Annotated in this window: 24 protein-coding genes and 1 tRNA gene; 11 read left to right on the top strand and 14 right to left on the bottom strand. The window is 37.0% G+C overall.

Features of this window, described 5'->3' with window-relative positions; translation table 11 throughout:
* Window positions 1–713 precede the first annotated feature (713 nt).
* Together ACQ2HF_RS15215 and ACQ2HF_RS15210 are read left to right on the top strand one after the other, a co-directional pair.
* Window positions 714–1,151, top strand: coding sequence for a BfmA/BtgA family mobilization protein (locus tag ACQ2HF_RS15215; RefSeq protein ID WP_432411275.1), 438 nt, complete (start codon window positions 714–716; stop codon window positions 1,149–1,151).
* On the top strand, window positions 1,151–1,816 hold the full coding sequence (locus ACQ2HF_RS15210; protein ID WP_432411274.1) for a hypothetical protein: 666 nt from the start codon (window positions 1,151–1,153) through the stop codon (window positions 1,814–1,816). Before ACQ2HF_RS15215 ends, ACQ2HF_RS15210 begins: the two co-directional genes overlap by 1 nt.
* Before the next feature lie 4 nt (window positions 1,817–1,820).
* Here the strand turns inward: ACQ2HF_RS15210 and ACQ2HF_RS15205 are convergent, their stop codons facing one another.
* The 4 genes from ACQ2HF_RS15205 to ACQ2HF_RS15190 all read right to left on the bottom strand — a co-directional run bounded on the left by ACQ2HF_RS15205 (window position 1,821) and on the right by ACQ2HF_RS15190 (window position 4,831).
* The gene (locus ACQ2HF_RS15205; protein WP_432411273.1) at window positions 1,821–3,032 is read right to left on the bottom strand and encodes a site-specific integrase; all 1,212 of its coding nucleotides are present in this window, start codon (window positions 3,030–3,032) and stop codon (window positions 1,821–1,823) included.
* Between the two features lie 238 nt (window positions 3,033–3,270).
* Window positions 3,271–3,355: transfer RNA gene (locus ACQ2HF_RS15200), tRNA-Ser, on the bottom strand.
* A gap of 172 nt (window positions 3,356–3,527) precedes the next feature.
* Window positions 3,528–4,319, bottom strand: a complete 792-nt coding sequence (locus ACQ2HF_RS15195; protein ID WP_432411272.1) for a TrkA C-terminal domain-containing protein — start codon at window positions 4,317–4,319, stop codon at window positions 3,528–3,530.
* Window positions 4,320–4,444: 125 nt separating this feature from the next.
* Entirely contained in the window at window positions 4,445–4,831 is a 387-nt protein-coding gene (locus ACQ2HF_RS15190; RefSeq protein ID WP_432411271.1) for an acyl-CoA thioesterase, read from the bottom strand.
* Between the two features lie 92 nt (window positions 4,832–4,923).
* On the opposite strand from ACQ2HF_RS15190, the gene ACQ2HF_RS15185 reads away from it, so the two are divergent.
* Complete coding sequence (locus tag ACQ2HF_RS15185) at window positions 4,924–5,559, top strand: NAD(P)H-dependent oxidoreductase (protein WP_432411270.1); 636 nt, start codon at window positions 4,924–4,926, stop codon at window positions 5,557–5,559.
* 172 nt (window positions 5,560–5,731) lie between these two features.
* On the opposite strand, the gene ACQ2HF_RS15180 is transcribed toward ACQ2HF_RS15185, so the two are convergent.
* A complete protein-coding gene (locus tag ACQ2HF_RS15180; protein ID WP_432411269.1) occupies window positions 5,732–6,253 on the bottom strand; it encodes a SixA phosphatase family protein in 522 nt (173 codons plus the stop codon).
* Window positions 6,254–6,418: 165 nt separating this feature from the next.
* Here ACQ2HF_RS15180 and ACQ2HF_RS15175 point away from each other — a divergent pair, with 165 nt between their 5' ends.
* A complete protein-coding gene (locus tag ACQ2HF_RS15175; protein ID WP_432411268.1) occupies window positions 6,419–6,604 on the top strand; it encodes a CsbD family protein in 186 nt (61 codons plus the stop codon).
* A gap of 68 nt (window positions 6,605–6,672) precedes the next feature.
* On the opposite strand, the gene ACQ2HF_RS15170 is transcribed toward ACQ2HF_RS15175, so the two are convergent.
* The 3 genes from ACQ2HF_RS15170 to clpB form a co-directional block, all read right to left on the bottom strand.
* Window positions 6,673–6,807 carry a hypothetical protein gene (locus ACQ2HF_RS15170; RefSeq protein WP_432411267.1) on the bottom strand — a complete coding sequence of 45 codons (135 nt, stop codon included), beginning with the start codon at window positions 6,805–6,807 and terminating at the stop codon, window positions 6,673–6,675.
* 77 nt (window positions 6,808–6,884) lie between these two features.
* Complete coding sequence (locus ACQ2HF_RS15165; RefSeq protein WP_432411266.1) at window positions 6,885–8,630, bottom strand: redoxin domain-containing protein; 1,746 nt, start codon at window positions 8,628–8,630, stop codon at window positions 6,885–6,887.
* Between the two features lie 160 nt (window positions 8,631–8,790).
* Window positions 8,791–11,394, bottom strand: a complete 2,604-nt coding sequence (gene clpB, locus ACQ2HF_RS15160; protein ID WP_432411265.1) for an ATP-dependent chaperone ClpB — start codon at window positions 11,392–11,394, stop codon at window positions 8,791–8,793.
* Between the two features lie 288 nt (window positions 11,395–11,682).
* On the opposite strand from clpB, the gene ytxJ reads away from it, so the two are divergent.
* Window positions 11,683–12,078, top strand: a complete 396-nt coding sequence (gene ytxJ / locus ACQ2HF_RS15155) for a bacillithiol system redox-active protein YtxJ (protein WP_432411264.1) — start codon at window positions 11,683–11,685, stop codon at window positions 12,076–12,078.
* A 32-nt stretch (window positions 12,079–12,110) separates the two neighbouring features.
* Here the strand turns inward: ytxJ and ACQ2HF_RS15150 are convergent, their stop codons facing one another.
* Together ACQ2HF_RS15150 and fahA are read right to left on the bottom strand one after the other, a co-directional pair.
* Window positions 12,111–13,295, bottom strand: coding sequence for a hypothetical protein (locus tag ACQ2HF_RS15150; RefSeq protein WP_432411263.1), 1,185 nt, complete (start codon window positions 13,293–13,295; stop codon window positions 12,111–12,113).
* A gap of 51 nt (window positions 13,296–13,346) precedes the next feature.
* Window positions 13,347–14,624, bottom strand: coding sequence for a fumarylacetoacetase (gene fahA, locus ACQ2HF_RS15145; RefSeq protein ID WP_432411262.1), 1,278 nt, complete (start codon window positions 14,622–14,624; stop codon window positions 13,347–13,349).
* Between the two features lie 285 nt (window positions 14,625–14,909).
* On the opposite strand from fahA, the gene glyA reads away from it, so the two are divergent.
* Both glyA and ACQ2HF_RS15135 read left to right on the top strand, forming a co-directional pair.
* Window positions 14,910–16,187, top strand: coding sequence for a serine hydroxymethyltransferase (gene glyA, locus ACQ2HF_RS15140; protein ID WP_432411261.1), 1,278 nt, complete (start codon window positions 14,910–14,912; stop codon window positions 16,185–16,187).
* A 1-nt stretch (window position 16,188) separates the two neighbouring features.
* Complete coding sequence (locus ACQ2HF_RS15135) at window positions 16,189–16,704, top strand: GNAT family N-acetyltransferase (protein ID WP_432411260.1); 516 nt, start codon at window positions 16,189–16,191, stop codon at window positions 16,702–16,704.
* Here the strand turns inward: ACQ2HF_RS15135 and ACQ2HF_RS15130 are convergent.
* Complete coding sequence (locus ACQ2HF_RS15130) at window positions 16,699–18,099, bottom strand: TlpA family protein disulfide reductase (protein WP_432411259.1); 1,401 nt, start codon at window positions 18,097–18,099, stop codon at window positions 16,699–16,701. The two genes, ACQ2HF_RS15135 and ACQ2HF_RS15130, sit on opposite strands and share 6 nt — an antisense overlap.
* 146 nt (window positions 18,100–18,245) lie before the next feature.
* Between ACQ2HF_RS15130 and ACQ2HF_RS15125 the strand changes: the two genes are divergently transcribed.
* Complete coding sequence (locus ACQ2HF_RS15125) at window positions 18,246–19,871, top strand: ABC-F family ATP-binding cassette domain-containing protein (RefSeq protein WP_432411258.1); 1,626 nt, start codon at window positions 18,246–18,248, stop codon at window positions 19,869–19,871.
* A gap of 493 nt (window positions 19,872–20,364) precedes the next feature.
* Here the strand turns inward: ACQ2HF_RS15125 and ACQ2HF_RS15120 are convergent, their stop codons facing one another.
* Together ACQ2HF_RS15120 and ACQ2HF_RS15115 are read right to left on the bottom strand one after the other, a co-directional pair.
* Window positions 20,365–20,607: a DUF2007 domain-containing protein gene (locus ACQ2HF_RS15120; RefSeq protein WP_432411257.1), complete on the bottom strand. Its 243-nt coding sequence runs from the start codon at window positions 20,605–20,607 to the stop codon at window positions 20,365–20,367.
* 9 nt (window positions 20,608–20,616) lie between these two features.
* Window positions 20,617–21,336 (bottom strand): hypothetical protein, encoded by a 720-nt coding sequence (locus ACQ2HF_RS15115; protein WP_432411256.1) that lies wholly within the window; start codon window positions 21,334–21,336, stop codon window positions 20,617–20,619.
* A gap of 145 nt (window positions 21,337–21,481) precedes the next feature.
* Here ACQ2HF_RS15115 and ACQ2HF_RS15110 point away from each other — a divergent pair, with 145 nt between their 5' ends.
* Both ACQ2HF_RS15110 and ACQ2HF_RS15105 read left to right on the top strand, forming a co-directional pair.
* A complete protein-coding gene (locus ACQ2HF_RS15110) occupies window positions 21,482–22,036 on the top strand; it encodes a fasciclin domain-containing protein (protein WP_432411255.1) in 555 nt (184 codons plus the stop codon).
* A gap of 105 nt (window positions 22,037–22,141) precedes the next feature.
* Window positions 22,142–22,774, top strand: a complete 633-nt coding sequence (locus ACQ2HF_RS15105; RefSeq protein ID WP_432411254.1) for a fasciclin domain-containing protein — start codon at window positions 22,142–22,144, stop codon at window positions 22,772–22,774.
* A 47-nt stretch (window positions 22,775–22,821) separates the two neighbouring features.
* Here the strand turns inward: ACQ2HF_RS15105 and pheT are convergent, their stop codons facing one another.
* Window positions 22,822–25,248 (bottom strand): phenylalanine--tRNA ligase subunit beta, encoded by a 2,427-nt coding sequence (pheT, locus tag ACQ2HF_RS15100; RefSeq protein ID WP_432411253.1) that lies wholly within the window; start codon window positions 25,246–25,248, stop codon window positions 22,822–22,824.
* 84 nt (window positions 25,249–25,332) lie between these two features.
* On the opposite strand from pheT, the gene ACQ2HF_RS15095 reads away from it, so the two are divergent.
* Window positions 25,333–26,613, top strand: coding sequence for a peroxiredoxin family protein (locus tag ACQ2HF_RS15095; RefSeq protein WP_432411252.1), 1,281 nt, complete (start codon window positions 25,333–25,335; stop codon window positions 26,611–26,613).
* The last annotated feature ends 44 nt before the right edge of the window (window positions 26,614–26,657 follow it).

Here is a 26,657-nt window from a genome sequence, read left to right as displayed (position 1 = left end):
ACACTATCTTGAACCCAGTCGCAGAAAAAGCGACAGCGTTCGCCTAGCAAAACGATTACCACAACCTTTTTCTACACAAAGTTTAAAATTCTGCTCGAGACGAACTGCATAACCGTTCGCCAACTCACTTTTATAAGTTCTTACTCGTTCACAATTTTAGATTCTGTTACCGAAAAGGTAACGGCGATGGCGCTATGGGAAGTAAGTGAATAAGATTGAAATGAACCCTAATCTGTATCATTTTGCTACAAATAAACTTGGTGATTATTAAAGCACATAGAATTCAATACCAAAAGAAAAGGAAAACGCTCAAGATATAATAAGTAGGTGATTTTAAAGGGAAAAATATATCAAATTACATCAAATAAAACCATCTAAAATGAATATTTAAATTAGTTTATTTAAATGACTGTCAGTTGATTGTAAATAAGTAACTTCACTTTATTACTAAAAAATTAATGGTGTTGAAAGTTCAGAAAATAGCTTTTCAGTCTTGGTTGAAAAGTATGAAGATCCTGAAATGAAATGAAGGAATCGAATAGCAAGAGGGTAACACGCTTCGCGATGTTACGGTTATACGATTTTCACTATAAACATAGTGTTTATAGGGTCTAGCATAACTTCTAGATTTCCTTAAATTTGGCTAAAAACGCTACTTTTTACTAAAAACACTTAGCAACCACCATAAATAGGCAACTTTTTTACTAAAAATTATGGATAGAGGATTTGAAAAAGAAGAATTTGAAACACTAAAGATTAAGAGATCTGTGGCTAATGAATTTAGAAAATTTAGTAAAATGCTCTCGAAATCGCAATCGATGACCTTGTTCTTAATGATGGATTTTTTTAATGAAAATGGAATTTCCCCAACCGAGCATTTAGGACCTCGAATGGAAACCTTGGAAAACAGAATTTCCGTACTAATCAAAAAACGGATGAACGGAATGATCGCTATTATGAAGGATATTGAAAAGTCTCAGACTAAGCCAACCGTAGCGATGATGCAAGCGCTTTTCCAACAAGCGGAACCTCCTAAAAAGAAATTAATACTAGCAAAAAAAATTGTGCAAGAAAAGAAAGAAGTAGGATTGCCAGTCGGGAGGGGAAGCTATCGAGAAAAGAAATACCTAGACACTAATGATGATAACTAATGGAAAAGGTAAATTATATCATTCAGCTCAACGCTGTTTTTGAACTTTTCAATAAAGACTTCAGAATTAAACAGGGTCATATTACTTTGTATCTGGCATTCTTTCAGAAATGGAACCGGGAATTTTTTAAAAAGACCATAACCATAAACAGAGAATGGATTATGGAAAAAGCAAAATTCAAATCAAAAACTACTTATCACAACTATATCAAAGACCTCAATGACTGGGGTTATCTACGATACTATCCGTCGTATCATCCTGCTAGAGGTTCAAAAGTCCAGATGGCCATTTTTTTTAATTCAGTTGGTCAAAATTTGGCTACCTACGTCCCAGAACCAGGCCAAAATTTGGTACCTTCTTATAAACATAAAACAATAGAAAACTTAAATAAACTGGCAAGGCCAAAAAATGAACTAGTTGTTTTAAATTTTTTTAAAGAAAATGAATGGCCAGCTATGGAAGGAAAAAAATTCTATGCGTATTATGATGCCAAAGATTGGAAACTGAGCAGAGGGCTAAAAATAACAAACTGGAAAACAGCTGCCATTAATTTCGTTGAGAAAGGACTCAATATAAAAGAGGAAAGAACTAAGCCAAATTCTGGCTATCTGGATAATCTGAGAAATTCTAATAATGGGAAAAAAGACTATGGAATACCTCTTTGAATCCTCATCTAAATTTTGATCTTAGAATTGCCATATCTTTACTCACTTTCATATCCAAAATTTTAGCATAGTGCTGGGTCGTTTTAAGATTAGTATGCCCAAGCATCTTGCTAACAGACTCTATTGGCACACCATTACTCAAAGTTACTGTTGTGGCGAATGTATGTCGCGCTAAATGAAAAGTGAGATTCTTCGTAATACCCGCCAAGTTTGCAATCTCTTTGATGTACGCATTCATTTTCTGATTGCTTAGAACCGGTAAGACTAAATCTTTTTCAATTAAAAGCCCATTATCCTTATACTTTTCTATAAGTATCTTAGCTATCGGTAAAATTGGAATATTGCTTCTGGTATCTGTCTTAGATCTTTTCGTCTTCACCCACTCTTCCCCATCTGCGCCTACTACAATATCACCTCTGTTTAATTTTTTAACATCTGCATACGCCAAACCAGTAAAGCAACAGAATATAAAAATATCACGCACTTGGTCGAGTCGTTCCATTTTAAACTCAAGATCTATGATTTTTTGAATTTCTTCTTCGGTCAGAAACTCACGCTCAATAACTTTTAGTTTGGCTTTCCAATGTAAGAAGGGATCTTTGTCGATCCAATCGTTAGCATATGCAATACGAATGATCTTTTTAAAATTGGTGATATACTTAATGGCAGAATTGTGTGAGCACTTACGGGTCGTCTTAAGATAGTATTCCAGCCCAGTGATAAACTTATGGTCAACACCTTTCACAGGAATATCAGTTTTCTTGTACTTCTTCTTTATAAAATCCCGAACGTGATTTCTACAGGTTCGGTAGCGCTCAAAAGTTCCGATGGCGAAATCTTTCCCGATCAGACTTTCAACTTTGTCATTATGCTCTTGAAATATTTCCAGTAGCATTTTATGGATTTTGTCTTTTCCAAGAAGCACATCCCGAAGATCCGTCGCAGAATAGGATTCATTATCACGTTCAAAATTTTGCTGAATCGAGTAAATCTGATTCTTTATAACACTCAAATGCTTATTTATTTCTTGTACTTCAACAGAATTACCAAGTGCAAGTTGGGTTTTGGAGTTCCATTCTTTGAATTTAACTTTCCTTCGAACACTGCATTCAGCTCTTCGCCCATCGTGCGTTATACGCAGGTAAATGTTAGCTTTACCGAGTTCGTCAGCCTTGCTTTTTTTAATATAGAATAGAAGAGAAAGAGAATGTGACACCGAATATTTTTAAAGTTCTCTTCAATTTACGAAAAAATTATTAAAAATAAGTAATCATAATCCACTGAAAAACAAATATTTAACTTCAATTCGGTGTCAGTTGGAGTGAAGTTTTAAGTGACACCGAATTTGCCCCTTTTAGATTGCATTTATTTGATATCAAATGATATTGAATAAAATTAAAAACCTGTAAATCAATGATTTACAGGTTTTTTGGTGCCTAATATAGGTCTTTCAGCGGAGAGTAAGGGATTCGAACCCCTGGAGGTGTGACCCTCAACAGTTTTCAAGACTGCCGCATTCGACCACTCTGCCAACTCTCCAAAGTGATTATTCAAGCAGTTTGCCTGAACGCGGGTGCAAATATAGGATGCTTTTTACTTTTCTGAAAACAAAAAAGGAAATATTCTTTCAGCAAATAAAAAACACACCCGTTAAGATGCTTCAACCTATATAAAATACATAACTTATATTAAATTTTAATTGCTTGAAGCCCTATGAATCCTGCTTTTTGTAGTTTGTTTCAGCCTCGACTACTTGCTTTTCGTTTTCTTTTCTAACCTCCTCTTGTGCTACAAACTTATTGTGTTCTTGTTGTGCATAATGGTCTTTTTTTCTGTTGTAGATGCTTTTAATCCCTTCAGACTTTCCATAAATGGTGACAACATCGTCTGGTAAAATTTTAAAGTTTCCAGATGGAGAGCCAAAATATCCGCTCCCCTTACGATCTACCCCTAGGATGGTGAGACCCTCTTCTCTTAAATTAAGTTGCTCCAAAGTTCTATTGCCCATCCAACCGTCGTGGTCTACCTTGGCTTCAATAATCGTATAATCGTCTTTAAGGTGCAGGACGGCTGCAAAATCGTGAATTTCAATATTTGTATATCGTTTCAACATTTTATTTATAACCCGTGACAAGCCTTTATCTACCCATGTGCTGCGTACTGCCAAAAAAAGGATAATCATTCCTACTACCACAATTAATAATCCGTAAAGTTTAGACGCCATGGTGTCTGGAAGTATAAAAGTTAAGATAAGTGAAGACATTACTGTCACAATACCTGCATTACCAATAAGCATTAAATGGTAAACAATTTTGCGGCGTACGGGATGGTTCATAATATTTTCAGTCTCTTGGGTGCTTAATCCAGTTCCCGTGTAGGCAGATCTAGCTTGAAATTTTGCACTTTCTGTAGACAAGCCAGTGTGCATGAGTGCGATAGCTGCAATTTTGGTGATAAGTACAGATAATGAAACAATGAGAAAGAGTGAGACTGCTGCTACCATATTATAAATTTAATGTGGCCACAAAGCTATTTAATTTCTTTTAGAATTAACGTAATTACTAGCGGTTCAAATCAACTAATTTTTAAAGTCAATATGTTCTGTGTATAGCTTCAAAATGCTTTGGTTTACAGAATAGCAACTGGTTTCTTATCATCTCCAATCGCTACAAATGTAAAATACCCGGTAACTACTTTTTCTCGATTGCTGCTATACATATCCTCCATAAAAATATCCACCTTTACCACGCAACTAGTGCGTCCTACTTTAGCAACTCTCGCTACTAATTCTACAATGCTACCTTGAGGAATGGGTTTGGTAAAATCTATTTTCTCTGTGCTTACGGTCACCACTTTTTTTCTGCTGAAACGTGTCGCACAAATAAAAGAAGCTTCATCCATCATGTGTAGCGTAGTGCCTCCAAATAGGGTGTCGTAATGGTTGGTGGTGTTGGGAAATACAGCTTTAAAGATACGGGTTTCAGATTGGTTTTTGCGGTCTTCAATATTGGACATTGGCTTCAGTTATTTGGATATTTAATAATAGTATGTAGTTGTTATTTTCTACTGAAATAGGAATAGTACCTTTGTATTTCAAAGATACATAAATGAGTTCCCAAACTTTACAAAAACTGCAATGGCGATACGCTACCAAGAAATTTGATACTTCAAAAATACTTTCTGCAGAAAAAATTTATATTTTAAAAGAAGCCTTTAATTTAACAGCAACGTCATACGGATTGCAACCGCTCAAAATGATTTCGATTCAGAATAAAGAATTGCAAAAAAAACTGGTTTCTTGTACTATGGAGCAGCAACAAGTGGCAGATGCCTCCCACGTATTAGTATTGTGTGTGGAAACTGAGTTGACTTCAAATTTTATTGAAACATATTTTGATAGGGTAGCGGCTTTACGCAATACACCTAAGGCTATTCTACAGCCTTTTGAAACTTTTTTAAAAGATAGTTTTGCTGAAAAGGAAGCTGAAGAAGTGAATCTATGGATGGAAAAACAAGCATATATCGCTTTAGGAAATTTAATGACTGTTTGTGCTTTGGAACAAATAGATGCCTGCCCAATAGAAGGTTTTGAACCCGAAAAATACGACGAGTTACTTCAACTAAAACAAAAGAACCTACATTCAGTATTAGTGTTGGCAGTAGGGCATCGTGCCCATAACGATATGTTTGCAGACTTTAAAAAAGTACGCAGAGGCGTAGATGAAGTGGTTATTGAAATGTGAGGTGGTTATTTAGTGAATTAGTTAACTGGTGAATTAGTGAAAGAGTTTTTAGGTACAGCTGTTATTTTAAGATTTGGATAGAAATTTTTAAAGCCCAGCTAACTATTCAAATTTATATAACTTTTTGTAATTAGTATTCTATAATAATTACCCAATTACCCAATTATCCAATTCACTCCATCTCAACTTTCTCTATAATAACCGAAGTTTCCCCTTTTTCTGAAACCACAACTTTGTAAAGCATTGCGTTTTCAGTATCGCTAATAGGAGGATATTTATTTTCACCCAGAATAGTATTCACTAAAGAAGGCGTTGTGTTGCTATGTCCTACTATCAACACATTTTTTCCTTTTGTTGCTTCCTGAAATTCGGTGTCGTATAACTTGTCTGGATTATATAATAGCACCGTAAGTGATTTATTTTTAGCTATAGGTGCTGCAGTTTCTTTAGTGCGATTATAATCTGTACTATATACAGCTTCTAAGGGTATGTCTTTAAAAAAGTTGGCCCAGTGCGTAGCGCGTTCTTTTCCTATTGCCATAAGACCTGGGTTGTCTGCGATATTTCTGTCTTTCTCAGCGTGGCGTATTAGATAATAGGTTGTGAGGGTACTTTCTTCCACAGGTTTTTCTTCTTTTTTATCCGTGCCACATGATATAAATACTAGAGTAATGAATAAGAGTAAATAGCGCATAGTTAATTGTTTTAATTCTGAAAAATAACACTTTTTAAGATAAGTTGGTAAAAGAATAACATTTAAAGCAAACTCTTTGGGAATGCCTTAATATAAACTTTCCCCCATCGGTCATATCTTTATACTATTGAAAAAGAAAAGAATACTAACATTAATAACAAAGCTATGAACTCAACAGAATTAAAAGGAAAATGGAACCAAATAAAAGGTAATGCTAAACAACAATATGGGATTACCTTTAATGATGATGAAGCCTTCAGTGAAGGTAAATACGACGAAATGGTAGGTAAAATCCAAGAGAAATCTGGAAAAGCCAAAGACGAAGTAAAAAAAGAAATTGCGAGTTGGTAATTTCTTAAAATAGTAAAATTGCTATGAAAAAGAGACCGTCCTGTATGTATATACAGGACGGTTTTTTTTTACAGTACGGACACTGCAGTTACTAAAGAATAACTCACTACAATCAAGGTGATTGTTGCAATATAAATTGCCAAAGCTTTGTTGCGGGTATAGCTACTATTTTCTGCTGGATAAAATTGCTTTTGAGTTCTCATAACGATTCGTTTTAAAGGTTGATATACAAATAAGACGACCAACTAGCTGATTTTGTTACAGCTATCTGAGAAAAAAATTAATCAGCTAATGTGTAGTTAAAGAATCCTGTAAGCATTTCGTCTGTGCTTTGAATACCAAATCGGATCTCTTTGGAAGCATCTGGGTTCATTGGGTTTTGCACCGTGTTATCAAAAACTCCCTCTACAAATATCACAGACCCTTTTGGGGCAAAAATAGGTTCTTTTAATTCGTAGAGCCATTGCCAGTCCATATTAAAATCTGGTACAGAAACCAATGGAATGCTTCCTCCGTCTGGCGTAATCACAGATATTTTGATGGATTTCCCCCTGTAATGCATGTGTGGCATAAGGCTATGGATATAGATATCTCGCTGGATGGTATCCTGAGCAACTATCTTTACATCTTTGGTATTTGGTGGTATTGTAAACGTAATATTAGTAGGAGAGAGGGGGTAAAACCACTTCTCAGGTTTCTCTTTATGATAATAAAAACCAATTTTTGTCTGGTCTTTGGCCTCTTTGCCAATAGGAGTATAATGTAACTGAATTTTTAATTTTTCACCTTTTTTTAAGAATACGCCCGTATTTTCAGGAAAGAATGTGGACTGATTCGCACCTGCACCTAAAGCAATAAAATTATCTGTAAATGGTCTAAGTTCTCTGCTTGTAATAGGGCTGGACGTATATCCATTCTCGTGAGTAAGCACTATATGGTGCAATACCTTAGGATTTCCAGGAATAATTTCAACACCACGTAACCACGTATCTTCGGTGAGATCTAATTCAAAAGTCTGATACTGGTAGGCTATTTTTTTTGAAGCTGGAATTGTTTGTTCTTTTAAAAGAATCACCTTATCTGGAGTGCCGCGTTCCCAAGTTACAGGAGGAAAAACCAGTGTTTGTAAAGTATCCTTTCCTGTTCCTGGTGGCATCCCTTGCTCTATCCATCGTATTATTTTTCGTGCATTACTATCTGCTAATGAAAAATCGTGTTTAAAATCACCAATGGTAGGATCTGCTTTCCACGGTGGCATACGTTTGCTAAGGAGTACTTCTTTTATCATTCCAGACCATCCTACTATGGTTTGGTAATCTTCCATCACCCAGGGTGCTCTTCCACCTTCTCTATGGCATTGCACGCAATTATTGGCAAGGATGGGAGCGATATGATCGCTGTAATTAAAAATAAAATCTTTTTCTATGGTTGATAAACGTGTAACGGTGCAGCCACGAGTGATTTCCTTTTTATTTACAATAGCTTGTCCATCAAGAATTGCATCCAAAGCATCTTTCAAATAGGTTTCTGAAGCCAGGTCTTTTTGTACTTCGTAATCTAACCTATTGTTAATAGGGCCTCTGTAAACTATTTCACGGGTGGTAGGATGTAGTACAATAACTTCGGCAGTTATCGTGATATTAAGTGCATCTGCTACGAGTTGGGTATTATCCACCAGAACAGGGGTTGTAAAATTAAATTCTTTTGCTTCAGAAGCTATTTCAGCACGATCGTCTTGCGTATTACTGTTAATCATAAAAAACTGAAACCCTTTTTCGGAATAATTTTTAGCAATGCTAGTAAAGTCTGTCAAACCATTACGAACAATAGGGCAACCATTGCCCTGTACCCATAACACGATGGCTTTTTTGTTGTTATACCAAGAAAATCTATGAAAGCCTCCGTTGGCATCATAGAGCGCATAATCACTTTTACGACTGTCCGGAACAGCCGAAGGTGCTTCTTTACAACTGGTTGCTACTAAAAACAGCACTATTGTAGTGAGGATGTATACTAAAAGTTTCATTGAGCACGAAAGTACGTAATCCTTCGGTTTATTGCATAAAAAAACCACCCACACTCATTACAAGTGCGGGTGGACTAACCAACCAAATATGAGGTTTTATTGAAGTATCTCACGCTTCGTTAGGCAACCTCGGCCTTATTGGTTTATGTCAAAAAGAAAATTAAGAATCTACCAGATCTCCCTGATTTCTAAAAACTAACTCATTGTTAAAGCTATCTAACAAGATGATACTCTCGGTAGTAATCTTGCCCGCTAGTATTTCTTTGGACAACTGGTTTAGCACTTCTTTCTGTATCACCCGTTTTACAGGACGTGCTCCAAATTGAGGATCAAATCCTTTTTCTGAAAGGTAGTTAATCGCTTCATCTGTAGCGTCTAAGATGATGTTTTGTTTAGACAGCATTTTTGTCAAACCTTTCAATTGAAGCCCTACTATTTCGGTAATATTCTCTTTATTTAGAGGGGTAAACATCACGATATCGTCTATTCTGTTTAAAAATTCTGGACGTACGGTTTGTTTCAGCAAACCGAGTACTTCTATTTTTGCTGCTTCCATCGCCGTGTCGGGATCTTTTACAGTTTCAAATTTTTGCTGAATAATATCACTTCCCATATTGCTGGTCATGATAATAATTGCATTTTTGAAATCGGCCGTTCTTCCTTTATTATCGGTTAATCGCCCTTCGTCTAATACCTGCAATAAAATGTTGAAGGTGTCGGGATGCGCCTTTTCAATTTCATCCAATAATACTACTGAATACGGTTTTCTTCTCACGGCTTCGGTTAACTGTCCGCCTTCTTCATATCCTACATATCCTGGAGGAGCTCCCACCAAACGACTCACGCTGTGACGTTCTTGATATTCACTCATATCGATACGGGTCATCGCATTTTCATCGTCAAACAGATATTCTGCCAGTGCTTTTGCCAACTCAGTTTTACCTACGCCTGTGGTTCCTAAGAACAAGAAACTACCAATTGGTTTTTTCTGATCCTGTAATCCTGCGCGGCTTCTTCGAATTGCATCACTCACGGCAACAATAGCTTCTTCCTGGCCAACCACACGTTTGTGCAGTTCTTTTTCCAAACGAAGTAGTTTCTCACGATCGCTTTGCAGCATTTTGGTTACGGGAATTCCAGTCCATTTTGCCACTACTTCGGCGATGTCTTCATTGGTTACTTCTTCTTTTATTAAGGAATGCTCAGACTGATTTTCGGCCAAATCGGTTTCCAGTTTTTCTAATTTTTCCTGAGCTTCTTTGATCTTTCCATAGCGAATTTCGGCTACTTTTCCGAAGTCACCATCACGCTCTGCACGCTCGGCTTCTAATTTATAGTCTTCAATTTCAGTTTTATAATGCTGAATGGTATCCACCACTTCTTTTTCACTTTTCCACTTGGCGTTCAATTCATTGCGCTCTTCTTTTAAATTCGCCAAATCGCTTCGAAGCGTTTTCAGCTTTGTTTCATCATTTTCACGCTTAATAGCTTCAATTTCAATCTCCAACTGCATTACTTTTCTATCCAAAACATCTAGTTCTTCTGGCTTAGAGTTTATTTCCATTCGCAGTTTACTGGCGGCTTCGTCCATTAGGTCAATCGCCTTGTCCGGCAAGAAACGATCTGTAATATACCGTTGCGATAACTCCACCGCCGCGATAATCGCTTCATCTTTAATACGCACCTTATGATGCGTTTCGTACTTTTCCTTAATCCCACGAAGGATGGAAATAGCACTTTCGGTATCGGGTTCGTTCACCTGTACTTTTTGGAAACGACGCTCCAGGGCTTTATCTTTTTCAAAATATTTCTGGTATTCGTCTAAGGTTGTTGCACCAATCGCTCGTAGCTCGCCTCTTGCGAGGGCAGGCTTCAATATATTGGCAGCATCCATCGCTCCTTGTCCGCCACCAGCACCCACCAAAGTATGGATTTCATCAATAAACAGGACGATATCTCCATCGCTGCCCGTTACTTCTTTGATAACCGCTTTAAGACGTTCTTCAAACTCACCTTTATATTTGGCTCCTGCGATGAGGGCGCCCATATCTAGGCTGTAAATTACTTTGCTCTTTAAATTTTCTGGGACGTCTCCATCTACAATCCGGTGTGCCAATCCTTCGGCGATGGCTGTTTTTCCTGTTCCAGGTTCTCCTACCAGCATTGGATTGTTCTTGGTACGACGGGTTAAAATCTGAAGAATTCTTCTAATTTCTTCATCACGACCAATTACAGGATCCAGCTTGCCTTCTTCGGCTAGCTTATTTAAATTTCTTGCGTATTTATTTAAGGAGTTATACGTTTCTTCAGCCGATTGTGACGTTACATTTTCTCCTTTACGAAGTTCTTCAATAGCACTTTTCAACCCTTTTTCGGTGACACCCTGATCTTTTAAAGTTTGTGCTATCTGGCTTTTCGATTTAAAGATTGCCAATAGCAAATGTTCGATGGATACATATTCATCGTTCATTTTCTTAGCAATAATGCTCGCTTCGGTAATCGTTTTATTTGTCTCACGGGAAAGCATAATATCGCCTCCCGAAACTTTTGGAAAACTCTCTAATTGTTTATCGAGTACTTGTTGTAACAAGCCTACGTTTACATTCAGCTTTTTAAGGAGGAATGGGGTCACATTTTCGTCCACGTCAAAAATGGCTTTTAAGATGTGCTCATTTTCTATTTGTTGATGCCCGAAACCTTGCGCCAGCTGTTGTGCCTGCTGGACGGCTTCCTGACTTTTTATGGTAAAATTGTTAAAGTTCATATGTTTATTAATGCTGCTACAGCAGCATCTATTTTCTAATGATTATTATTTATGTGATGATTTGACTTCCGCCGAAATCTTACTTTTGTAAACTACTTGCATCTACTTAATTTTAGATGTACAGTCTTCTGAAACTTAGTTTTCAAATACTGAACCATTCTAAATATACGACAGAATGTCTACATGAGTAGTTGTTTTAACAGACATTATGACGGATACCGTAAGCGTTAGGATTTTTTTGAGACAGTTGTATTGCAACTTATTGTATTTTTACAAAAAAAGAAAATTATGGGATTATTCAGTAAATTAAAAAAGACACAGCGAGACATCGTTAAAGAGGAAATAGTAGAAACCCCTTGGCATGTACTTTCTGAAATAAAACAACTAGATGAAATAGTAGAACAATCTAAAACAACTCCTGTTGCTATTTTTAAACATTCAACTACCTGTGGAATTAGCAAAATGGCGTTTCGGAATTTTGAAAGAAATTATGACCTAACCGACGACCAAATGAAATTATATTATCTTGATTTAAAAGCCCACCGGGACGTTTCTGATGAGGTTGGATATAAATTTCAAGTACAACATCAAAGTCCGCAATTAATCGTGGTGAAGAATGGTGTTGCCGTTGCAAACGCATCGCATCATAGCATACAGGCAGACGAGTTGCAAAAATTTATATAGTTCTCTAACTCCTTAAAGGGGAACTAATATTTTTATCTAAATGAGTTTTTTTTCAAGATTTCCTTTAGTCTTCCTTTAATATCATCTCCAGCGTCCAGTAACATTTGGGCGTTGTCTGGGAATGGGATAAAGTTATTTCTTACTAATCTTAGGTCTTCTTCGGTTAAGGCTTTTTCATCGCCCCGGTATTTAGCAAAAACATTTTCAAAAATAAATTCGGTAGCTAAGGGGTGGTTGTCTATATTTCGGCCACTGTTTAGATCTCTATACAGTATATCGCCACCCACCAAGATAGACTTCGTTTGTATGGTGTGGGTAACTCTAGCAGTAACCGTTTTAAGAATATCAATCTTTATAAAGTTCCCATCTTTGTCTTTTATCTTATCACCATTACGATCTACTTTGTACTTCCAACCGTCTTTAATTTGTTTGCTACGATTGTATTCTTTTTCTGAAACACGCTCTGGTGACAAAGAAATCTCTCTAAAATTGAGCACAATTCCATAGTTGTACTGAATATCCCGCTGTTTTTCATTATGATATTCGGTCCAGAAATCGTCTAATTTGTAGGTGTTGAAATCCAATAACTCTTGCTCCAGACGCCTTGGGATAAGGATGTTACTTCGGTTTTGTAAGGTAACCAAAATAAAATCGGTTCCGTAGAAGTGTGCATCTTCTAATAACACATTTACATCTTTATAATTGGATTGTACTTGTTTCAACTCACTTAACACACTATGCGCATCTCTATAAGACATCGTAGTATTCCGAGCCATTAAGCTTTTCGCTTCACTATACAGCGAGTTGGCAAAATTAGTTCTAGCCCTCGTAAGTTGCTGTGAATAATTTACCATTGGGAAACTGGCACCAAAACCTGTTTCTATATTATGTAATGGTAATAATGGACGAATGGCTTCTTGGCGACTGTCTAAATTTCTATAAATATAAAATAACTCTCGCAACGCTTCTGGCGAAGTAGTGTTTTGGAGTGCGGTAATTCTTCGGTTGTCCTGGGAAACAGCTTTTGCATAAGCTTCTTCTAACAGAATGATATGCTCTTGTATTTGCTTATCATTTCTATCATTGCCAATTTTCTTTACGGCAAGATCTATAGCCTCGTCATAATTACCTTTCAGTAGAAATTTCTGGTTACGCTTCACGCTGTTACATCCTGCAAATGCAACTGCAACTGCGAGTAAAAAGAGAGCCTTTTTCATAACGAACTTATTTTGGTTAGGTTATGGAAATTACAATTGCTGTGCCAAAATCTATTCTCTAGCAGGCAATACTCTTCCAGAGCACTCTCCGAACCCTAATCGTAGACCATCTTTTTCGCAGTAACCACGCATAATTATTGTATCACCATCGTGAATAAATTTGCGCTCAGACCCGTCGTTTAATTTTAGTGGTTTTGTTCCTTTCCAGCTTAATTCTAGCATAGATCCGTAACTGTCTTCGGTTGGACCAGAGATCGTCCCGCTCCCCATCATATCGCCACTGCGCACATTACAACCGTTCACCGTGTGGTGTGTGAGTTGTTGCGCCATAGACCAATACATATATTTAAAATTAGAGTTTGACACAACAGTTTCTTTGCTACCTTTTGGTTGGATGGCAGCCTGCATATGAATGTCATAATTCATATTATCTTTTTGCTGAAGGTAGGGAAGTGGTTTAGGATCTTGTTTTGGTCCATTGGTTCTAAAAGGTTGCAAAGCATCCAGAGTTACAATCCACGGAGAAATAGTAGACGCAAAACTTTTTCCTAAAAATGGCCCAAGAGGCACATATTCCCAAGCTTGTATGTCACGTGCGCTCCAGTCATTAAATAATACGAGACCAAAGATGTTTTCTTCAGCTTCTTTAATAGGTACACGCTTGCCAAGGTCATTAGTTGCCGTAGTAATAAACGCCATTTCTAACTCGAAATCCAATAATTTTGAAGGTCCAAATCCTGGTTTTCCGTCGTCTCCTGGTTTTGTTTGTCCAATAGGTCTGCGAATAGGTGTTCCGGAGGGTACAATAGAAGAACTTCTGCCATGATAACCAATGGGAATATGTAGCCAGTTAGGTAACAACGCATTTTCTGGATCACGGAAAAGCGAACCTACATTGGTTGCGTGTTCTTTACTTGCATAAAAATCTGTATAATCGCCAACATCTACGGGGAGTTGCATTTCAATTTCGTCTAAGCGAAATAGTACTTCTTTACAATGGTCTTTGTGTTTGCGTAGTTCGTCATTTCCTTCCAGAAATAAGTCCGAAACACGATTACGCACTAGGCGCCATGTTTTTCTTCCGTCTGCAATAAAGTCGTTTAAGGTGTCTTGTAAAAATATATCATCTGTAAGATCAATTCCTTTGAAATATCCTAATTGGTGTAAAGCACCTAAATCTACAGCTGTTTCTCCAATACGAGTTCCAATGGTGATAATGTCGTCACGGGTTAAAAATACGCCGAAAGGAATATTTTGTATAGGGAAGTCACTGTTTTTGGGTACGTGTAACCAAGATTTTCTTTTTGGGTCGTTGGCAGTTAAAGGCATAGCAGGTTTTTTTGTTTTTAGTTTTGTTGAATCAAATATATAATTTCTGAACAACTAACCACAAGCATTTTGTATTTTTGGTGCCTCGATACAATTTTTTATGCTTTCCTTAACGGAAGTGATAAAAAATCACTCGACAACCTACATTTTCAGCGTTTCATTTTAATGAAATTACTGAAATACGAGGAAAAAATCGTTCAGTCCAACCCTAGTTAGAACTGTTTTTACATTGAAAGGTACCTTTTAGGGTTGAAATAAAACTTCTTTATTAAAATTATTTTTTTTATGAAACGCGATCAACAGATATTCGAACTAATTGAAGCCGAAAAACAACGTCAATTAAATGGATTGGAACTTATAGCTTCTGAAAATTTTGTGAGTGACCAGGTTATGGAAGCTGCAGGATCTGTACTAACAAATAAATATGCCGAAGGCTACCCGGGGAAACGTTACTATGGCGGTTGTGAAGTAGTGGACGAGGTAGAACAACTAGCGATAGATCGTGCAAAAACGCTCTTTGGTGCCGAATATGTAAACGTACAGCCACACAGTGGTTCGCAGGCCAATACTGCTGTATTTGCTGCGTGTTTAAATCCTGGCGATACATTTCTTGGATTCGATCTGGCGCACGGCGGGCATTTAACACACGGCTCTCCAGTAAACTTTAGTGGGAAATTATACAATCCTGTATTTTATGGTGTTGAAGAAGCAACAGGAATGCTCGATTACGACAAAATTGAAGAAATTGCCATTCGCGAGCAACCCAAAATGATCATTGCAGGAGCCTCGGCCTATTCTCGTGAGATAGATTATAAGCGTTTCCGTGACATTGCAGATAAAGTAGGAGCATTACTACTAGCAGATATTGCACATCCTGCGGGATTAATCGCCAAAGGAATTATTAGCGATCCTATGCCACATTGCCACGTAGTAACAACCACTACTCATAAAACGTTACGTGGACCAAGAGGCGGAATGATTATGATGGGGAAAGATTTTGATAACCCCTTCGGAATAACACTTAAAAATGGAAACCTTCGTAAAATGTCTTCACTCTTAGACAGCGGAATTTTTCCAGGAAATCAAGGAGGGCCGTTAGAACATATTATTGCTGCTAAGGCCATCGCCTTTGGTGAGGCTTTAACCGATGAGTTTCTACACTATATGATTCAGGTAAAAAAGAACGCAGCCGTCATGGCCGAAGCTTTTGTAGAAAAAGGGTATAAAATTATAAGTGGCGGGACAGATAATCATATGATGTTAATTGATCTTCGAAACAAAAATATTACAGGTAAACAAGCCGAAGAAGCCTTAAATAAAGCCGAAATTACCGTAAATAAAAACATGGTGCCATTTGATGATAAATCCCCTTTCGTCACTAGCGGAATTAGAATTGGAACCGCAGCCGTAACCACACGTGGGTTGAAAGAAGACGCGATGCAACAAATAGTAACGCTAATTGATGAGGTTCTTATGAATTTTGAAGATGAATCGGCATTGGAAGCCGTATCTGAAAAAGTAAATGCTATGATGGCTGGGTTGCCCTTATTTAAAGCATACTAGTTTGAAAATTGTAACTTTAGAAACAGAGCGTCTGTTACTTCGTCAAATTGAAGTAACTGACGCTCCATTTTTTTACGAGTTATTGAATAGTGAAGGCTGGCTAAAATATATAGGCGATAGAAACATAAAAACGATTGCCGATGCCGAAAGACAAATCATAGAGAAATATATTCCTGGCTACACAAAATATGGGTATGGCTCTTATATCGTTATTGATAAAGCTTCAAAAATGGCTGTTGGAACTTGTGGGATGTACCAACGCGACAATCTTAACCATCCAGATATTGGTTTTGCTTTCTTGCCTCAGTTTATAGGCAAAGGATATGGGTATGAAGCTTCTAACGCGGTGCTACACTATGCGAAAAACACTTTAAACATCTGTAAAGTACTTGCCTTTACAGTACCTCATAATTCGGCTTCCATTAAATTATTAGAAAAATTAGGGCTAAAGAATGCAGGGGATTATTTTTTTGAAGGAGAACCAGAACCGCTACTTTTATTTGAAATAACGCTATAGATTTAAAAACGCAAGGAGTTGGTCTTCTATACTAGAATGAAATATATTGGTATTACTCTCTAATATCACACCATCTTTATCTATAATAAGTGCTTTGCTATTAGAATACAGTACCAATCTACGCTCAGCATTTTGAATGTCTTCTATCTGATATTCTTTTGCTTTATTAAAACCAGATACTGTTAAGGTGTTTAACCATTTTTTGTAATGTGTATCTGTGTTTATTCCTATGAATTCAAACTCTGGATACTTGGAGGAGAGCTCTGCTACTTTTGCATGAATGTCTTTAAAATGTTTGATAGATTCCATAGACCAAAAATAAAGTACCGTTCTTTTGGATAGAACACTACGCAATTGTTTCGCTTCGTTTTCAGAATTAACCAGTACTACATCGGGTACTTTTTGTCCCGGTGTAAGTTTCATAGTCGCTTGTGCCAATGTCTCCAATTCTATATGATGCTTTGGGTTTGCATCATATTTTTTAAGAATTTTAATCATTTTTCTACCATTTTCTGGATCTTTGGTAGCTAGCAAATACCTGCGGGCATTTCTTCTTATCAAACTATTTTTTAAAGAGTCGTTAGTGATAAGACTGTCCATTACCATAATTTTATTGCTATTGTGGATATAGGAAAGTCTGTCGCGAGAAGCTTCTTTATCGTAGGTAGGATAAGTGAGATTGTCGAAATAAAGATCTAAAAATCTAAAATAGGGGTAATAACTGCGTAGACTCGTATTCCCTAAATCTAAAGTCTTTCGATAGGTATAAAATTCTTTTGGGAACTTTGCATTGGCAACGCGTTCTGGATTTCTTGTAAATACGGAAGTGTAGAGTTCTTTTTTAATGTATTCGTTATATTTTAAATTGGATTCAGCAATTTCTATAAAATCTTCCGTTGGGTTGTTTTTTTTAATAAACTTTTTAAGTTCAGTTTTGTGTACCGTGTGTAATGAATCTATTTTGCTTGAAAATTCAGTAGGGGTAAGTTGGTAATAGTTTGACACTAATTTTACTTCAGCTTCATTCTGAAGAAATAACTCCATTAAAAAATTGTTATTCTTAGCACCTATGCCGGAATAGTGTAAAGATTCGTCAAAACCCATGGTGTTTACCCGAACCATTAAGCTATCGCCAGGCTGCATATAAAACATCTGGAACTCGTTATGCTGAAAAGTATAGATACCTGATACAGGATTCTTAAATTTGTAAGAAAATGTGTTATCTTCTTTAAGCGCAATACTATCTATAACCGCACCATCTTTAAGAAGAACAATGTGTTTGGTTTTAGGGTTCACAATTTCACCACCAAAATATGTGTCTCCCGAGCGTTCTTTTTTGGAAGTACAAGAGAATAGTAGTGTTACAGAAAGAAGAAATAGTAAATGTTTACTCATATGCTACATACCTACATTAGCAACAAAAGTAGACTTCCCTCATATATTCAATTGTTAATTGCAGGTTAAAAGGAATATATAAACGTTAATATTTCTTCAATCTAGGCTATTTGGTTAATTTTGCGCCCAATTAAAGAAAAAAAAAGATGTTATCAGTTTCTAAGTTATCGGTTCAGTTTGGCAAACGTATATTGTTTGACGATGTTAATACAAAATTTGTAACAGGCAACTGTTATGGGATTATTGGTGCCAACGGTGCTGGAAAATCTACGTTTTTAAAAATAATTTCTGGTAAGCAGGACCCAACCTCTGGTCAGGTGCATTTGGAGTCTGGCAAGCGTATGTCTGTTCTGGAGCAAGAACACAATGCATATGACGAGTATCCAGTATTAGAAACCGTAGTGAGAGGAAACAAAGAATTGTTTGCCATTAAATCTGAAATCGATAAGCTTTACGAAGATTATACAGACGAAAATGCCGAGCGTATTGGAGAATTGCAAGTAACCTTTGAAGAAATGAACGGCTGGAATGCAGATAGTGATGCAGCTGCTTTATTGTCCAATTTAGGGGTAGATGCAAGTCATCATTATACTATGATGAGCGATCTGGACGGGAAACTAAAAGTTCGTGTGCTATTGGCACAGGCTTTATTTGGAAGTCCGGATGTACTTATTATGGATGAGCCTACCAACGACCTGGATTATGAAACAATTACCTGGTTGGAGAACTTCCTGGCAAATTACGATAATTGTGTGATTGTAGTATCTCACGACCGTCACTTCCTGGATAGCGTTTGTACCCATATTAGTGATATTGACTTTGGGAAAATAAACCATTTTAGTGGAAACTATACGTTCTGGTATGAGAGTAGCCAACTGGCGGCGAGACAACGGGCACAACAGAATAAAAAAGCTGAAGACAAGAAAAAGGAACTGGAAGAATTTATCCGTCGTTTTTCTGCCAATGTAGCCAAAAGTAAGCAAGCAACCAGTAGAAAGAAAATGATTGATAAGCTGGATGTTTCAAACATTAAACCTTCCAGCCGAAGATACCCTGCTATTATTTTTGAACGCGAGCGCGAAGCAGGAGATCAAATTTTAAATGTTGAAAATCTAGAAGCTTCCATAGATGGTGAAATACTTTTCAGTAAAATAGATATCAACTTAACCAAAGGCGATAAAGTAGTGTTGTTTAGTCGTGATTCCCGTGCTACCAGCGCATTCTACGAAATTATAAACGGTAATAAGAAAGCAGATAAAGGCGAATTCGCCTGGGGTGTCACTACCAATCAAAGCTATTTGCCATTAGACAACAGTCCATTTTTTAAAGAAGAAAATGGTGATGATACCTTAGTAGATTGGTTACGCCAATACGCCAAAACCGAAGAAGAACGAGAAGAAGTTTATATTCGCGGATTTTTAGGTAAAATGCTTTTTAGTGGTGAAGAAGCCTTAAAGAAAAGTAATGTGCTTTCCGGAGGTGAAAAAGTGCGTTGTATGCTAAGTAGAATGATGTTAATGCGTGCCAATGTAGTGATGCTGGACGAACCCACCAATCACCTGGATTTGGAATCTATTACAGCTTTCAACAACTCACTTACAAACTTTAAAGGTACCGTTATCTTTACCACCCACGATCACGAGTTTGCACAAACCGTTGGTAACCGAGTGATAGAGCTTACCCCAAAAGGAGTGATAGACCGTTACACATCGTTTGATGAGTATATGAGCGACAAAAAGATCAAGGAACATAGAGACCAGATGTATTTGTAAGTCTTTAGTTGGTAGAGGGTAGGATGCAACTTGCGTTGCTGGTAGTTTACGGGCTGCTTTGCTAGCCCTTATTTGTGGCTGATCTTAAGTTATTTCGCTAGTATTCTAAAAACTTTAAAAAATACGTACTTGTTCTTCAAAAAAAAAAATCCCTTTGAAACAATAACTCAATATTTAGATACCCAAAATTATTTATATATTCGACATCAAAAGGTAAACAAAGTTTGGAATCCTTCTTTTGAAGGACCTGAAACACTGTTTAATTTTATGTTTTATGTTAAAAAGTATTACCTAATTGATGCAACAGATTTAAAAGGGAATCCTATAGTTATTGAAGCTATATGGTATATATCTTATTCTTTATTTCATAAAAATAAAGTGTTTTTCAGAAATATTAAATAATTTAAAAATCTGGTAAACCCCAAAGTGTGAACGAAGTAGCTCGTGTACTAAAAGTAGCGTCAGCTACGTCCTACCGTCTACCCACTAAAAGCTACTCCTCAATTTCCCTTAAAAACTCTTCAATAGTTTCTTGGGCTGTGGCCAATTCATCTTTTCTAATAAACATACGTACTTGTCCTGGCACGCCTACAGCAAAACCACTGGTAATGCCACTTTGGTGATCGTCTTTTACGATAGGTTCTATCCCTAGATCGTTTAATCTTGCTCTCAGGCCTTGTGCAATCATTGCCGGGCCGGTATAAATTCTCGTGGTTTCTTCTAAGTTATCGCTCATAATTAAGGTTTAGGCGTTATAATATTTACTATTCCAAATAACGGTATTAAAATTCTTTCCCTTGGCAAAACCGTAAAATAATACGATGCCGCCCACGGCTTTAAACATAAATAAGAACATTAAGAGGTATTCCTGGTTGGTCACTTCACCCTGTGTAAAAAGATGTAGTGGTGTTATTGATGTAAGGAAAATGCTTATAAAAAATACGGTAACTACCAAATTGTCAAGACTTTTGTAGGGCCACATGAACCATTTACGTAGCGGGTGCAAGTCCTTTCCCCATTTATGTATAAGGTAAAAATAATCGTTTCCCAAGGGTAAAAATAGTAGCGGATCGTCCGCATTTTCAAGTTTTAACAACTTTGCTGGAGCTACAATTTTAAAAGAGTTAAAAGTACTATTGTGTTCTTTCTCCAAGTGTCTTATTTTTGAAATAGCTTCTTCTGGAATTTCTTTTTTGAAAAAATGAGAATCTAAAAATCGCAATCGGTATGCCACACATATTTTTTTTATGTCTGAAATATGATAGATTTTTTCACTCTCTAGTTTAGATATGTCAAAAGAATTTTCACTAACAGAAGAAGGCGTTGTTAATCGTTCGGTAATTTCGGCTCTTTCGGTTTCATTTTGCTGAAAAATAGTTTCCACTTCAGTAAGAAGATCTTCAGAAGTTATACGCTTACGCCGAATGCTTTGTAGCGTTATTTCAAGATTGGTCTTAGATAGCATACCCGTTTTTCTTTTAAAAATAAGAAACGTTTTGCAGGAATACAATATTTTAACAGTACATACTTTAAAGAGCTAATCTGGTGTAAAAATTACAATATACTTCTTGAAGTCATTTTTATGTACCTTTGGCATAATTCCAATACTTATGAAATTTAGAACCTTATTTTTAGTGTGTGTATTAGTAGCGTTTACTGCTTCAGCACAAAAATACACCAATACAAATACACAAATTACTACCAAAGAATGGAAGGGGCTTACATATTCTTCAGAAAAATCACTTTTTCAAAATATTGAAAATACTACTGAATTTTCAAAAGTGGCTCCTTTATTTAAAACAGGTGTCATTGCAGATGATGCTATGCTTACTGCATTTGTAATGGTAAATAATTCGTTCAGCAACTTAGACGAAGCTAAAGAAAAATCGTTGTTTGCAGATTCCTGGAAACCTTTTATAACCTATCATTTAATTCCTGGCCGTGTGGATAGCTATTCACTTGTAAAAGCTGTTGCCAATGGTAAGGGAACGGCCTACTTTAATACTATTTTAGGTCAGCGATTAGGGGTAAAAGAGGTTGCAGGAAAATTAGTTTTATTTGATGGGCAAGGAAATACCGCTACTATAATTGCCAAAGACTACGTACACAAAAATGGTTTCTTTCACATTGTAGATGGGTTGTTGTTGCCTAGTACAGTGCACTAATTTCAGGATTCTTAAAAGGTTAAATAAATCCCAAAGTGCGGTACAAAAAAAACCTGCATCTCTACTACTGCGTTTATAGGGTACATAACCTTAAAAACAAAATAGATGAAACGATTTAAAATTATTACCACAGCTTTATTTGCAGTAACCTTACTTATTGGAACTTCTTCTTTTGCTCAAGACAAAATGATGACTGACAAAAAGAAAGAGAAGATGGAAAAGAAGATGATGAAAGAAAAAACAGTAATGGTGGGTGGAGCAGCCATGTATCCAAGCAAAAATATTGTGGAGAATGCTGTTAATTCTAAAGACCACACCACATTGGTTGCAGCTGTTAAAGCGGCAGATCTTGTAGAAACTTTACAATCTAAAGGACCCTTCACCGTTTTTGCACCAACAAATGCAGCTTTTGATGCACTTCCAGCTGGTACAGTAGCAACACTTTTGAAGCCTGAAAACAAGAAAATGTTACAAGGTATTTTAACCTATCACGTAGTGGCAGGTACTATGAAAGCTAATGATATTGTAGCAGCCATAAAAAAAGGTAAAGGTAAAGCAACGTTGACAACAGTAGCTGGCGGAACATTAACTGCAAGCCTTAAAGGGAAATCTGTAATTGTTACAGACGAAAACGGAAATGCTTCTACAGTAACCATTGCAAACGTAAACCAATCTAATGGCGTAATTCACGTAATAGACGCGGTTTTATTACCTGCACAGGATATGAAAAAAATGTAGATACATTTAGGCATACTACCTAGCTTACTTTGCTAACAGCTAAATTGTTAGCGCAATTGAGCTCCAAAATCGGTTTCAAATCGGTTTTGGAGTTTTTTCATGATCTTATCTATCTGCTTATCTGTCAAGGTTTTTCTTTCGTCTAGCAAGGTGAAACTAAGTGCGTAAGATTTCTTACCTTCTGGAAGGTTTTTACCTATGTAAACGTCAAATAGATTTACATCTTTCAGCAATTGTTTTTCGGTAGCAAAGGCGGCTTCTTGCAATGCTGAAAAAGACACACCTTCGTCCAGGAGCAAAGCAAAGTCACGTTTTACCTTTGGAAACTTCGAAATAGGCGCTACGTGAAATGTTGCTGAAGAAATTTCAGCTAAAATAGCATCCCAATTAAAATCGGCATACAATGTTTCGGCTTCAACATCAAAAGCTTTGAGGACTTGTTTTTTTAGTACCCCAAATTCCACGAGGATTTTCTTATCTTTTGAAAGCGCAATACCTTCTGTTAACACAGGATTTTTTGACTGTTTTTCTACAGTTTCACTAATTCCTAATCGCTCTAAAATTGAAATAACAATACCTTTCAGATAGAAAAAAGTAGTTGTTTTTTGAACGCTTGCCCAACTGTCTGCCACACTATTTCCTGAAACTAAAAGCGACATATGTTTGTGCTCTTCGCGACCGCCAGTGAAGTTGTGGTATGTTTTACCAAATTCGAATAACTTCACATTCGGCATTTTTCGGTTCTGGTTGTAACTTAAAGCTTCTAGCGCACCAAACAACATACTCTGGCGCATTGCCGAAAGTTCTTTGCTCAAGGGGTTAAGCATCATTATGTTGTGTTCTGATTTTAAGTTTTCAGCGAGTGCCACATAGGAGGGGTTGGTTAATGAATTTGCCAACATCTCGTGGAAACCAAGTGAAGTTAGTAATCCGCCAATTTTATTTTGCACCAGGTGATCTTCTACCTTTAAATTGGCAGCAATACTCGCGTTTAGCTTTTCAGTAAAATGTATGTTGTTGTATCCATATACACGAAGGATTTCTTCAATTACATCTGCCTCACGTGTTACGTCATTTCGATACGCTGGAATGGTCATTCCTAAACCAGATTCTGTCACGTTATTAATTTTAATCTCCAAAGAAGATAAAATATCTTTAATGGTCTCTTTAGGAATTTCCTGTCCAATTAATTTTGTAGTATTTTCAAAATTTAGAAATACTTGGTGATCTTCAATTTTGTTTTGATAAATATCTATCACCTCGCTTGTAATTTCTCCACCCGCAACTTCCTGAATTAAAATAGCAGCGCGTCTTAGAGCATAGTCACATATTTTTGGATCAATTCCTCTTTCAAAACGGAAAGAGGCATCCGTATTCAATCCGTGGCGTTTTGCCGTTTTACGAACGCTTACAGGATTAAAATAAGCGCTTTCCAAGAATATACTCGTTGTACTTTGGGTAACACCGCTATGTTCACCGCCAAAAACACCTGCAATACACATAGGTTTTTCAGCATCGCAAATCATTAGGTCTTCTTCGTGCAATTCACGTTCTACGCCGTCTAAAGTGATGAATTTTGTCCCTGCAGGAAGTGTTTTTACTTCAACTTTATTTTTGGTAATTTTTACAGCATCAAAGGCGTGTAAGGGTTGACCAAGCTCGTGTAATACATAATTTGTTGCATCCACGATGTTGTTAATAGGGCTAACGCCAATAGCTTTTAACCGGTTTTGCAGCCAAGCAGGCGATGCTTCTACTTTAAGTCCGCTAAGGGTAACACCGCAATAACGGGGTGCTCTTTCGGTATCTTTAACTTCTACATCAATTTTCAGGCTGCGACTGTCTGTGTGAAAGTTACTTGTGGATGGTGTAATGAGTTCTAGAGATATATCTTGTCGCAATAAACCTGCACGCAGGTCGCGCGCTACACCCCAATGACTCATGGCATCGGCACGGTTAGGAGTGAGACCAATTTCAAAAACAATGTCGTTTTCAACTTCAAAAATCGAGGCACACGGAGTTCCAGGTTCTAACGCTTGGTCAAGAATCATAATTCCATCGTGACTTTTTCCCAGGCCTAATTCGTCTTCGGCACAGATCATTCCCATACTTTCTTCCCCACGAATCTTTCCTTTTTTAATCTCCCATGGAATTCCTTTTTCATCATAGAGCGTAGTGCCAACAGTTGCTACGGGCACTTTCTGACCTTTAGCCACATTGGGAGCACCACAAACAATTTGTACAGTTTGTCCATTTCCAAGGTCTACTTTGGTCAATTGTAAGCGATCTGCGTTAGGGTGCGGTTCACATTCCAAAACGTGACCTACTATAACACCTTTCATTCCTCCAGGCACCGAAGTAAAATTAGTAATTCCTTCAATTTCCAGTCCTAGGTCTGTAAGGAGTTCACCTGTTTTTTGAGCATCCCAGTCCAGGTTTACAAATTGTTTAAGCCAGTTGTATGATATCTTCATCCTAAAAAATTCTTAACGAACCGCAAAGATAGCATTTATACCATTTTTTGTGATTACTTTTATAGAATGAGTTTCATAAATTTTATGGAGCTTCACCTAATTAATACCATTTTTATGATTCCACATTCTCTTTCCAGAATTTTTATATTTTTTAGTATTTTCTTTTTATTGTTTTCATGCAACAGAGAAGTTAGCAAACCCGTGGAAGGCGAATGGCGGGCAACCTTAGAAGTGATGGATGGAAAACAAATGCCTTTTCTATTTACCTATGCTGAAGATAAAGGGATAACAGTGCTTAATGCCGAAGAAGAAGTAATTTTTGATGATGTCACTATAAAAGGAGACTCCATTATTATTGCACACCCTATTTATGAAGGAGTTTTTAAAGGGGTGTTTACACCAGATAGTATTAATGGAAATTTTATAAAACCGAGTTTAAATAGAATAATGCCATTTAAAATGAAGCAAGGCCGTAAGGAACGCTTTGCCGTAACGGCAGCACCTAAAGCAACCGTGACCGGAAACTGGGAAACGGTTTTTAGCCCCAACAAAGCAGCAGATCGCTATATAGCCAAAGGTACTTTTAAACAAGTTGGGCATAAAGTAACAGGAACCTTTAGAACCACTACGGGAGATTATCGCTATCTGGACGGCTCTGTAGAAAATGATACCCTGCGCCTTTCTACCTTTGACGGGGCACACGCCTTTTTATTTGAAGCCAAAATACAAGGCGATTCTGTAATGAACGGTATGTTCTACTCTGGGAACCATTGGAAAGAACCTTTTAGCGCTCGTAAAAATGAAGCCTATGAACTTCCAAGAGCAGACTCCCTTACCTTTTTACGTGATGGCTATGAAAAATTAGAGTTTACCTTCCCGGATACTAACGGAAAAGAAGTATCACTAGCAGATGACCGCTTTAAAAATAAAGTAGTTATTGTACAAATCATGGGCACCTGGTGTCCTAACTGCCTGGACGAAACGCGTTACTATACCGACTATTATAATAAAAATAAAAACGAAAACCTGGAATTTGTATCCTTGGCTTTTGAATATGCTCCTACCGAAGAAAAAGCCATGGCAGGCATTAATCGGTTAAAAGAAAAAGTAGGCGTACCGTATCCAATTCTTTTAGCGCAATACGGGAGTAGTGATAAGAAAAAAGCCAATCAAAAACTCCCCATGCTTAGTGATGTATTAAGCTATCCAACTACTATTTTTATAGATAAAGCTGGAGCCGTACGTAAAATCCACACAGGGTTTAACGGGCCGGCAACAGGGGAGAAGTATAATGAATTTGTAAAATCCTTTGAAGCCTTTGTAGGGAAGTTAGTAAACGAAGAACTTCCGCTAAACGACCTATAATAGTAATGTGAATTAGGTTTAAATCAAATTTAGGCGCAATAACC

The sequence above is a fragment of the Rasiella sp. SM2506 genome (genome assembly GCF_050859505.1).
GTDB lineage: Bacteria > Bacteroidota > Bacteroidia > Flavobacteriales > Flavobacteriaceae > Marinirhabdus.
Note: the sequence above shows the minus strand (reverse complement) of the source record. Positions and strands in the feature narration are given on the sequence as shown.

Coding starts and splice junctions, on each gene's coding strand:
- ACQ2HF_RS15190 (WP_432411271.1), bottom strand. CDS start 4,831: ATGTCCAATATTGAAGACCGCAAAAACCAATCTGAAACCCGTATCTTT.
- ACQ2HF_RS15150 (WP_432411263.1), bottom strand. CDS start 13,295: ATGAAAAAGGCTCTCTTTTTACTCGCAGTTGCAGTTGCATTTGCAGGA.
- glyA (WP_432411261.1), top strand. CDS start 14,910: ATGAAACGCGATCAACAGATATTCGAACTAATTGAAGCCGAAAAACAA.
- ACQ2HF_RS15125 (WP_432411258.1), top strand. CDS start 18,246: ATGTTATCAGTTTCTAAGTTATCGGTTCAGTTTGGCAAACGTATATTG.
- ACQ2HF_RS15185 (WP_432411270.1), top strand. CDS start 4,924: ATGAGTTCCCAAACTTTACAAAAACTGCAATGGCGATACGCTACCAAG.
- ytxJ (WP_432411264.1), top strand. CDS start 11,683: ATGGGATTATTCAGTAAATTAAAAAAGACACAGCGAGACATCGTTAAA.
- ACQ2HF_RS15195 (WP_432411272.1), bottom strand. CDS start 4,319: ATGGTAGCAGCAGTCTCACTCTTTCTCATTGTTTCATTATCTGTACTT.
- ACQ2HF_RS15165 (WP_432411266.1), bottom strand. CDS start 8,630: ATGAAACTTTTAGTATACATCCTCACTACAATAGTGCTGTTTTTAGTA.
- ACQ2HF_RS15110 (WP_432411255.1), top strand. CDS start 21,482: ATGAAATTTAGAACCTTATTTTTAGTGTGTGTATTAGTAGCGTTTACT.
- ACQ2HF_RS15170 (WP_432411267.1), bottom strand. CDS start 6,807: ATGAGAACTCAAAAGCAATTTTATCCAGCAGAAAATAGTAGCTATACC.
- ACQ2HF_RS15215 (WP_432411275.1), top strand. CDS start 714: ATGGATAGAGGATTTGAAAAAGAAGAATTTGAAACACTAAAGATTAAG.
- ACQ2HF_RS15115 (WP_432411256.1), bottom strand. CDS start 21,336: ATGCTATCTAAGACCAATCTTGAAATAACGCTACAAAGCATTCGGCGT.
- ACQ2HF_RS15180 (WP_432411269.1), bottom strand. CDS start 6,253: ATGCGCTATTTACTCTTATTCATTACTCTAGTATTTATATCATGTGGC.
- ACQ2HF_RS15130 (WP_432411259.1), bottom strand. CDS start 18,099: ATGAGTAAACATTTACTATTTCTTCTTTCTGTAACACTACTATTCTCT.
- ACQ2HF_RS15175 (WP_432411268.1), top strand. CDS start 6,419: ATGAACTCAACAGAATTAAAAGGAAAATGGAACCAAATAAAAGGTAAT.
- clpB (WP_432411265.1), bottom strand. CDS start 11,394: ATGAACTTTAACAATTTTACCATAAAAAGTCAGGAAGCCGTCCAGCAG.
- ACQ2HF_RS15210 (WP_432411274.1), top strand. CDS start 1,151: ATGGAAAAGGTAAATTATATCATTCAGCTCAACGCTGTTTTTGAACTT.
- fahA (WP_432411262.1), bottom strand. CDS start 14,624: ATGCCTTTAACTGCCAACGACCCAAAAAGAAAATCTTGGTTACACGTA.
- ACQ2HF_RS15105 (WP_432411254.1), top strand. CDS start 22,142: ATGAAACGATTTAAAATTATTACCACAGCTTTATTTGCAGTAACCTTA.
- ACQ2HF_RS15095 (WP_432411252.1), top strand. CDS start 25,333: ATGGAGCTTCACCTAATTAATACCATTTTTATGATTCCACATTCTCTT.
- pheT (WP_432411253.1), bottom strand. CDS start 25,248: ATGAAGATATCATACAACTGGCTTAAACAATTTGTAAACCTGGACTGG.
- ACQ2HF_RS15120 (WP_432411257.1), bottom strand. CDS start 20,607: ATGAGCGATAACTTAGAAGAAACCACGAGAATTTATACCGGCCCGGCA.